A 9,608-nucleotide genomic window follows, 5' to 3' on the forward strand; every position below is an offset into this window, starting at 1 on the left:
TGGTTGTTTTTCCATACACTTGACGGATATGATGTACTAAATTTTCCATGTCAAACGGTTTTAAAATAAAGTAGGAGGCGCCAAGTTCAACCGCTTTCTTCGTCACGTCTTCTTGGCCAAATGCCGTTAACATAATCACGTTTGGTTGTTTTTCCAGCTTTGTGCGGATTTTTTCCAATACAGCCAACCCATCTAAATGCGGCATAATAATGTCTAGCAGCAAAATGTCCGGCTGTTTTTCCTCAAGCATATATAAGCAATCTTGCCCATTATAGGCAGTCCCGATCACTTCCATATCGTTTTGGCTGGAAATATACTCTTCCAGCAAGCTCACTAATTCACGATTATCATCTGCGATACATACTTTAATTTTCAAGAAAATCTTCCTCCTTACTTCCCAATTTATTTATTTTCACTATGTAGAAAATTCCATTAAGACAATTCGACAATATGATGAAAAATCCTTTTACTTTTTTCAAAAATGCTAAAAAAACAAATAATTCATGAAATTATAACAGAAATTGAGTTGATTGGACAATTTTAATATAAATATTGCCACATTTTTGTCGAAAAATCTTTACACATTCATTTTATATGATGTTTCACCAAATATCTATGCAAAAACGCTGAATTTATTGACGTTTTTCACGAAATTTTTTACATAAAAAATTGAAAAAGGCGAGCTACATGTCAGCTCGCCTTTTTATTTGATTTTCCATATACATCAATTCCTGCTTCATTTAACATCCATTCGATATGGACGCCATAGCCAGATGTCGGATCATTGACAAATACGTGAGTAACTGCGCCAACTAATTTCCCATCTTGAATAATTGGACTTCCGCTCATTCCTTGAACGATGCCACCCGTCTTTTTTAATAAGCGCGGGTCCGTAACACGAATGACCAGTCCCTTTGTTGCTGGGAATTTTTGCGGGATAGTGCTTACAATTTCAATATCAAATTGCTCGACTTTATCGTTTTCCACAACGGTTAACATTTTTGCGGGGCCTTCTTTTACTTGGTTCGATAACGCAATTGGAATTGGTTTATTCATAATTCCATTGTCTACCGGTTCCGTCAACTTTCCGAAAATGCCAAACGGGCTGTTATTCGTAATATTCCCAATCACTTCTTCCTCATCGGAAAACCGTGCTAATTTTTCGCCAGGACTGCCGCTGCTTCCTTTTTCAATTGATGTCACAGTTGATCTCATAATTTGGCCATTTTGAACAACAATCGGTTTTTTCGTATCCATATCGGAAATGACATGACCTAGTGCTCCATATTTTTTGGAAACAGGGTCATAAAACGTCATCGTCCCGATACCAGCGGCAGAATCCCGAATGTATAATCCAACGCGGTAAGCATGATCATGTTTATCCTTTAACGGAACTAATTTCGTCGTAAAAGAGTGTTTGTCGCGAAGAACTTGAAGATGTAGCGGTTTTCCTGTTTTTCCTGCTTCCTCAATAAAAGGAGAAAGGTCACTCATCTTTTCAATTTTTTTGCCATTAATCCTTGTAATAATATCTCCTACTTTAATCCCAGCAATTTCGCCTGGTGATTTTTTTCCTTTTTCTGTTTCGACGAGATGGTAGCCAACCACAAGAACTCCTACTGTATTTAACTTAACACCAATGGATTGCCCTCCAGGGATGACTTTCAAAGTCGGCAAAACGTTTACATCTACCTGTTTTACCGGCATTCCGGCAACTTCTAATACCATTTTCTTTTCTCCACTTTGTTTTGCTTTTACGGAAAACGAATCAGCATGTTTGTGAACTTCTATCGATTTGGGAGCGCCTTTCACCGTTGCTTGGACTGGAAGCGCTGCAGTAGAAAATCGCATCGCTTCACCTTCAAACATCACGATTTGTTTTGGAATTTGAAAATATTCTTTAACCGGTTTCGACATACCGATTATGATGAACGAAACAAGGAGAAAAACCCCCATTATTTTTCGGATTGCCTCTGTATTCAATCTTTGTCACTCTCCTCGCTCCCACCTACACCCTCCAAAAAGCGGCTACAGTTTTAATTTTGCCTTAAACAGTGGAAATATAATCGTTTTCCCCATAAAAAAAGCTACCCATAATGGATAGCGTTTCATCCTTTGATTTTTGTTGCTAGCTCAAGCAACTCTTTTGCATGTTTTTTCGTCAGTTCTGTAATTTCTACACCAGAAATCATCCGGCCGATTTCCTTTACTTTTTCTTCGTCCGATAATTCTTTGACTGACGTTCTTGTGCGGCTTCCATCTGTTTCTTTCGCAATAAACAAATGCGTATCAGCCATCGCCGCTACTTGCGGCAGGTGGGAAATGCAAAGCACTTGCGAATCGATGGAGATGCGGTAAATTTTTTCGGCAATCGCCTGTGCAACCCGGCCGCTAACCCCCGTATCGACTTCATCAAAAATAATCGATGTAACTCCTTGATGTTTGGAAAATATGCTTTTTAATGCAAGCATGATGCGCGACAATTCCCCGCCAGAGGCAATTTTCGCTAACGGTTTTAACGGTTCGCCAACGTTTGTGGAAATATAAAATTCCACATCATCGACACCATCTTCATGAAATTTCACTGGTACACCATCAAGCAGCGGTGCATCAAGCGATCCTTCTCGTTTCGTAAATACGATATCAAATTGTGTTTTTTCCATATACAGCTCTTTTAATTCTTGATGAATATGGTTAATTAATGTTTTCGCGTACTTTTTGCGAACATTCGTCACATTTTTCGCTTCGATTAATAAATCTTCCGTCACCGATTTCAATTCTTTTTGCAGTTCGTGAATATGGGTTTCGCGATGTTGAATCGTATCGATTTCTTCTGTAATTTTTTCTGCATATTGCAAAATATCTTCGATGGTCGATCCGTATTTTCGTTTTAATTGATTGATTTCACTAAGGCGGCTTTCAATAAAATCAAGGCGGGCTGGATCATATTCCAATTGTTCGAGTTCATCGCGTAATTTATACGTAATATCCTCCAATAAATAATAACTATTCGCAATCGTTTCATACGCTTCTTTTAATGCCGGGTCAATAGAAGCGACATCATCTAAATGGCTCATTGCCAAACCAATCCAGTCAAGACCACGCTGCTCGCCGGATAATGCCTCATAACTATGTTTAAGCGCTTCGTAAATCTTTTGGAAGTTCATAATTTTTACTTTTTCTTCCATCAACTGTTCATCTTCGTTTGGCTGTAAATTCGCTTTTTGAATTTCATCTAGCTGAAATGTTAATAAATCAAGGCGATGCGCCATTTGCTGCTCATTTTCATTTAACTTTTTTAGTTTCTTCCGCAATTGCTCATACTTCTCATAAACGGCGCGATATTCCTCAAGAGCCTCCGCAATTTCCGCCCCGCCGTATTCATCAAGTAGCGGAAGATGCCGAGATGGATTCATTAATTCTTGATGTTCATGTTGCCCATGAATATCGACAAGCGTAGAACCGATATCGCGCAATATAGCCGTCGTCACTAATTTTCCGTTTACGCGGCATACGCTTTTTCCAGTTGCGAAAATTTCACGGCGCAAAACAACCATGCCTTCGCTAATGTCAATGCCGACTTCGGCACATTTGTCATAACATGGATGGTTTTCATTATCTAGTAAAAAAAGTCCTTCTATTTCCGCCTTGTCTTCTCCGTAGCGGACAAATTCTGCCGAACCCCGTCCTCCGATCAGCAGATGGATCGCATCAATAATAATCGACTTTCCCGCTCCCGTTTCCCCAGTTAACACCGTCAGTCCTTTTTCAAACGAAATGGACAATGATTCAATAATCGCAAAATTTTTTATGGATAATTCCGCTAGCAAGTGGAATCACCACCTTCATTTAAAGCATTTCTAATAATTGTTTGGAAACCTTCTCGGCATCTTCCGCTGTTCGACAAATAATAAGACAAGTGTCATCTCCACAAATCGTTCCAACGATTTCGTTCCAGTCTAAATTATCAAGCAAAACACCAATGGCATGCGCATTGCCTGGCAATGTTTTTAAAACGAGCAAATTGCCAGCACCATCAAGCTTGATAAACACATCCATTAAAGCGCGTTTTAATTTTTGAACAGGATTAAAACGCTGATCGGAAGGAAGGCTATATTTATAACGGCCATTTGCCATCGGCACCTTGACAAGCTGCATTTCTTTAATGTCTCTTGACACCGTCGCCTGCGTGACATTAAACCCTGCTTTCTTAAGCATATCAACGAGCTCATCTTGTGTTTCTATGTCGTGGCTCATAATAATTTCGCGAATTTTAATATGCCTTTGTCCTTTATTCAAATTCGACACCTCTCACAAGTAAATTCACGGTAAAAAACGGGAATAACCATGTCCGTTATTCCCTTTCTTAAGTAGAATTGCTTTTCAGCTGCAAATGAGCTTCTTTCACTACCGCGCTTACCGATTGCGATAAGAAGTTTTCTCCCATTTCTTTGCCGCCTTGGAAGCGAAGATGAAGCAAAAATTCAATATTTCCATCCCCGCCGGTAATCGGGGAATATGATAAGTTCATGACATCAAATCCTTCGCAAAGCGCAAAGTCGATAATGGACGTTAACACTTCTTCATGCACGTTCGGGTCGCGAACGATGCCTTTTTTGCCGACTTTTTCTTTGCCGGCTTCGAATTGCGGTTTGACTAAAGCGATCACATCGCTTTCAGGGACAAGCACGGTTTTTAATACAGGCAATATTAGTTTCAATGAAATAAATGAGACATCGATCGTCGCAAATTGTGGAAGCCCTTTCGTAAAATAATCAGGCGTGACGTAGCGGAAATTCGTCCGTTCCATCACAACAACACGATCATCTTGGCGTAATTTCCATGCGAGTTGGTTATAGCCGACGTCAACCGCGTATGATAATTTTGCCCCATGCTGCAACGCGCAATCTGTAAATCCTCCCGTAGATGCCCCGATATCTAAAATAATTTTATCTTGGACACTGACATCAAACGTGCGCAACGCTTTTTCCAGCTTCAATCCTCCGCGGCTTACATACGGAAGCACGTCTCCTTTTATCGTTAGCGGGATATCTGCAGGCACCTTTTCTCCAGGCTTGTCTAATCGAATTTCATTCGAATACACAAGCCCAGCCATAATCGCGCGTTTTGCTTTTTCACGCGTCTCTATTAAACCTCGTTGAACAAGCAATACATCCAGACGTTCTTTTTTCCCTTTCATCTCTCATGCCCTTTTTTGTTTTCTTGGTATAATGGTTTTTACACGATCAATAATATGTGCTGTCGTTAAACCAATTTCATTTAACAACTCTTTGACACTGCCGTGTTCAATGAAGCGGTCAGGAATGCCCATTCGGTTAATCACCGCTTGATGATAGCCATGGTCGTGGGCAAACTCTAAAACAGCGCTGCCAAAGCCGCCTTGCAACACCGCTTCTTCAATCGTTAAAATTGGGATATTGCTTTCTAACAAATCATGTAATATTTTCTCATCCATCGGTTTAATAAAACGAGCGTTCACTACTTTTACAGAAATATTATCTTTAGCAAGCTTCTCTGCGGCCTCTAATGCCATGGAAATCGTAGTGCCAAACGTTAAAATCGCTAAATCTCGGCCTTCGCGCAATACTTCCCACGTTCCTATCGGAATTTTCTTCAATTCTTCATCGAGCTTGACGCCAAGTCCGTTGCCGCGCGGAAAGCGAAGCGCGATTGGTCCGTCATCATATTGAATCGCCGTATACACCATATGCTGCCCTTCGTTTTCGTCCTTTGGCATCATAATGACAAGGTTCGGAACGTGGCGCAAAAAGGCGATATCAAACACACCTTGGTGTGTTTCACCGTCCGCGCCGACTAGCCCTGCTCGATCAATGGCGAAAAAAACGTTTAAATTTTGCCGGCAAACATCATGAACAACTTGATCATACGCCCGCTGCAAAAACGTCGAGTAAATTGCTAAAAATGGCTTCATTCCTTGCGTCGCAAGCCCCGCAGCAAGCGTTGTTGCATGTTGTTCTGCAATTCCGACATCGAACATTCGGTCAGGAAATTCGCTTGCAAATCCTTCTAATTTTGATCCGACTGGCATTGCCGGTGTGATTGCGACAATCCGTTTATCTGTGCGAGCTAATTTTCGCACCGTCTCGCTAACAAGTTCGCTCCATGATGGAGCAGTATCCACCGGTTTTAGAAAATCACCTGTTTCAATTTTGTATGGTCCGGTACCATGCCATGTTCCGACTTTATCATTTTCCGCCGGACTATATCCCTTTCCTTTTTTCGTAATAACGTGAAGAAGTACAGGACCTTTTATTTTTTTTGCATAATGCAAATTCTCAAACAAATCGTCAAAATTATGTCCGTCAACAGGACCGAGATACGTAAACCCTAATTCTTCAAAAAAAACACCTGAAACAAGCAAATATTTTAAGCTATCTTTAATGCGCTCTGCCGTTGCCGCTAACTTTCCGCCAACAGCTGGAATTCTTTTTAATAAAAATTCCAGCTCGTCTTTCACCCATTGATATTTGCCCGCTGTCCGCAACCGTCCTAACACATTATGGAGCGCGCCAACGTTTGGAGCAATGGACATTTCGTTATCGTTTAAAACGACGATGATATCTTTTTTCTCATGTCCGATATGATTTAATGCTTCAAGCGCCATGCCGCCTGTTAATGCTCCGTCGCCAATAATCGGAACGATGTATTCATCCGTTCCTTTTAAATCGCGGGCAATTGCCATCCCCATTGCCGCAGATAAGGATGTAGAACTATGACCGGTTTCCCACACGTCATGTTCGCTTTCGCTTCTCTTTGGAAATCCTGATAAACCTTTATATTGACGTAATGTATCAAATTCGGATGCACGCCCCGTCAAAATTTTATGGACGTATGATTGGTGGCCGACATCCCAAATCAACTTATCTTTCGGACTATCAAACACTTTATGAAGCGCAATGGTCAGTTCGACAACGCCCAAATTTGGGCCGATATGCCCGCCTGTTTTCGACAGCTTTTCAATTAAAAATTTGCGAATATCAGCACTTAATTCGATTAACTGCTTTGTTGACATATTTTTTAAAAAGCGCGGATTTTTAATTTTGGTAACATCCAAACGAGATCACTCGCTTTCGTTTTTATCGTTCGCTTTTGTTATAGCTGATATAATACAGAAGTTAGTTATTATTATACATGATTAAACATAAAAAATCGATTTCCGTTAAAAAAGAGAAAAAAGAGCCGCTAACACAACTGTGATAACGGCATGCAAGAAAAAACTCTCTATTATTTCACTATAACATATTCGCAAAGAATCAGCAATGAGCGTTTCCTTAGTGGTCGCGCGTAGCGACTAAATCGCAAATATAACTTAGTACACTGTCATTTATTTCTGCTTTTTGCAAATAACGTTTTGCTTCTGCGATATGAAAAGATAGCTTTTCTTTCGCCCCAGCAATCGTTAAAAGCGATGGATATGTCACTTTTTTATTTTCTATATCGCTGCCAACCCGTTTGCCAATCTTTTCTTCTGAGCCCTCGATATCAAGAATGTCATCGCGAATTTGAAAAGCGAGACCGAGATGGGATGCAAACGTATGGAGATGGTGCAGCTGCTCGTCTTTCGCATCTGCGAGCAACGCTCCTGCCAATACGCTGTATTGCAGCATTTTCCCTGTTTTATGACGATGGATATATTCCAACTGTTCAAGCGACAGCTGTTTTCCTTCTCCTTCGATATCGGCAACTTGCCCTGCCACCATTCCTTCCGGTCCAGCCGCTTTTGCCAGTTCTTCGATTAAACGAATCTTTGTCGCCGGAACGATGCGCGCATCACTCATTTCCGCAATCACTTGAAACGCGTAAGTGAGCAATCCGTCTCCCGCTAAAATAGCCATCGCTTCTCCAAACACTTTATGATTCGTTGGTTTCCCTCGTCGCAAATCATCGTTATCCATACTTGGCAAATCATCATGGATCAATGAGTATGTATGAATCATCTCAATAGCACACGCAACTGGAAGCCCGATATCCGGTTCTTTTCCAAACGAATGCAGCGTCGCAAACAACAGAAGCGGACGGATGCGCTTCCCGCCTGCCTCCAGCGAATAAGACATCGCCCGTTTAATCGTTCCAGGAGCATTCAGCCTTGCAATATAGTGCGGCAACGATTCTTCTAAACGCTGTTTTTGTTGTTGTAAAAATTGCTCTACCTCCGCCCGGTTCAAGGCTATTCCTCCTCCTGAATCGAGAAAGGAGCGAGTTGCCCATCCTCTCGTAAAATGTATTCCATCTGTTTTTCCACATGTTGCAATTTATCATGACAAAGTTTGGAAAGCTTCATTCCTTCTTGGAAAAAGGAAATCGCCTGTTCAAGCGGTACATTTCCTTCTTCTAATTTTTCGACGATCTCTTCTAACTTTTGCATTGCTTCCTCAAACGTCAATTCTTTTTCCTCACTCATGTAAATGCTTCTCCTGGTTACTAAAATCTATAAAAATCGACTCATCGCGATGGAACCAGGAAACACCGCTTGCCGCTCGGATTCTCACCGAGTTCCATCAGGAAGGGAATTTCCCTTGTCATTCATCTATTGTGAAAGACACCCCGTGGCTCGCTGTCAGCGACGGCACCTGTCGTGCACCATTCCTTCCCTCGGTCAGTACACGACAACGATTTTAGTAACCAGGTCTACACCTCCTTCAGTTGAATTTGGTCCTGGTTCAGCCAACAACATTTGTGCAAGATATTCCATAACGACCATTCATGCTCTTGTTTGAAATTCTCGATTTTGCGTAACATCATCGCGATATATTGGCGTTGTTTCTTGCCGCTTTTCGATTGCTTGTAGGATTCTTCCATTGACCCTAGCACCGCAATCAAATGGTTTTTCACTTTCGTTTTTATGATGTGAATGAGTTCTTTTGGCAACCGTTCCTGATACCCTAATCCCCGTCTGCCAATCACCAAAGCGGCGCTTTCATGGACGGATAACCCATACTTCTTCATATACTTGAAACGACCGATGACGCTGGTGTACGCCGGATTCACTTTTTTGATGCGAAACCCAAGCCGCATCCCACGGCGAATGATAGTATCAGTCAGTTTTTTCTTGTTGAAATTATGGGTCAAGCGATTGAATCGTTTGTCCGTATCGTGCCGCTGTCTTAGTTGAATGTTTTCGATGACCACTGCCCCCACATTCTCTTGAAGCAGCCAGTCATACACATCTCGTACGGTTTCTCCAACGATGTTGTTTCGTTTATTCGCTTTCACATATTCGAGTTCATGGCAGTAAAACACTTTTGATTGGATGAAGTTTCCTTGTTTCGAAACGATGCTTACAGCGATGCGGTCAATATTGATATCCATCCCTGCGATTCGTTCCGCTTGAATCGGTTCATCATAGGCAAGTTCCCTGCCATATACCTCTTCTTCATAGATGAGATGAACATAATATTCCCCGTTTTTGCGTTGGATTTCGACAGTGTATGGTCGATATTCGATGATCGGCTTTCCTTTTGCATTCACCCCGACTTGTTCTCCCATGACGAGATCCATGATTTCCTCTTCATATTTTTCAGGAACGGACACAGGGAATCGTAAACGGGGAGCGGTTTTGTTTTCCT

General features: G+C 41.5%; 8 protein-coding genes and 1 pseudogene. All 9 read right to left on the bottom strand.

Annotation, left to right across the window (positions count from 1 at the left end; all coding sequences use genetic code 11):
• Positions 1–4: 4 nt before the first annotated feature.
• Positions 5–376, bottom strand: a pseudogene (locus tag DCC82_RS18265) (response regulator); the annotation flags it as partial.
• A gap of 314 nt (positions 377–690) precedes the next feature.
• A complete protein-coding gene (spoIVB, locus tag DCC82_RS12655) occupies positions 691–1,983 on the bottom strand; it encodes a SpoIVB peptidase (RefSeq protein WP_097354721.1) in 1,293 nt (430 codons plus the stop codon).
• Between the two features lie 125 nt (positions 1,984–2,108).
• On the bottom strand, positions 2,109–3,830 hold the full coding sequence (recN, locus tag DCC82_RS12660) for a DNA repair protein RecN (protein WP_062752869.1): 1,722 nt from the start codon (positions 3,828–3,830) through the stop codon (positions 2,109–2,111).
• Positions 3,831–3,849: 19 nt separating this feature from the next.
• A complete protein-coding gene (gene ahrC, locus DCC82_RS12665; RefSeq protein ID WP_015864438.1) occupies positions 3,850–4,299 on the bottom strand; it encodes a transcriptional regulator AhrC/ArgR in 450 nt (149 codons plus the stop codon).
• Positions 4,300–4,366: 67 nt separating this feature from the next.
• Positions 4,367–5,200 carry a TlyA family RNA methyltransferase gene (locus tag DCC82_RS12670; protein WP_062752871.1) on the bottom strand — a complete coding sequence of 278 codons (834 nt, stop codon included), beginning with the start codon at positions 5,198–5,200 and terminating at the stop codon, positions 4,367–4,369.
• Positions 5,201–5,203: 3 nt separating this feature from the next.
• The gene (gene dxs, locus DCC82_RS12675; protein ID WP_015864440.1) at positions 5,204–7,096 is read right to left on the bottom strand and encodes a 1-deoxy-D-xylulose-5-phosphate synthase; all 1,893 of its coding nucleotides are present in this window, start codon (positions 7,094–7,096) and stop codon (positions 5,204–5,206) included.
• Positions 7,097–7,313: 217 nt separating this feature from the next.
• Positions 7,314–8,207, bottom strand: a complete 894-nt coding sequence (locus DCC82_RS12680) for a polyprenyl synthetase family protein (RefSeq protein WP_015864441.1) — start codon at positions 8,205–8,207, stop codon at positions 7,314–7,316.
• 2 nt (positions 8,208–8,209) lie between these two features.
• Positions 8,210–8,443 carry an exodeoxyribonuclease VII small subunit gene (locus DCC82_RS12685; protein ID WP_015864442.1) on the bottom strand — a complete coding sequence of 78 codons (234 nt, stop codon included), beginning with the start codon at positions 8,441–8,443 and terminating at the stop codon, positions 8,210–8,212.
• A 227-nt stretch (positions 8,444–8,670) separates the two neighbouring features.
• A partial coding sequence (locus DCC82_RS12690) for an IS200/IS605 family accessory protein TnpB-related protein (RefSeq protein WP_233252997.1) occupies positions 8,671–9,608 on the bottom strand: 938 nt, incomplete at its 5' end.

It is taken from the genome of Geobacillus sp. LYN3, assembly GCF_003064505.1.
Lineage (GTDB): Bacteria > Bacillota > Bacilli > Bacillales > Anoxybacillaceae > Parageobacillus_B > Parageobacillus_B toebii.

What these genes read in the sequence shown, in the direction of transcription:
- DCC82_RS12670 (WP_062752871.1), bottom strand. Translation starts at nt 5,200, where the DNA reads ATGAAAGGGAAAAAAGAACGTCTGGATGTATTGCTTGTTCAACGAGGT.
- DCC82_RS12685 (WP_015864442.1), bottom strand. Translation starts at nt 8,443, where the DNA reads ATGAGTGAGGAAAAAGAATTGACGTTTGAGGAAGCAATGCAAAAGTTA.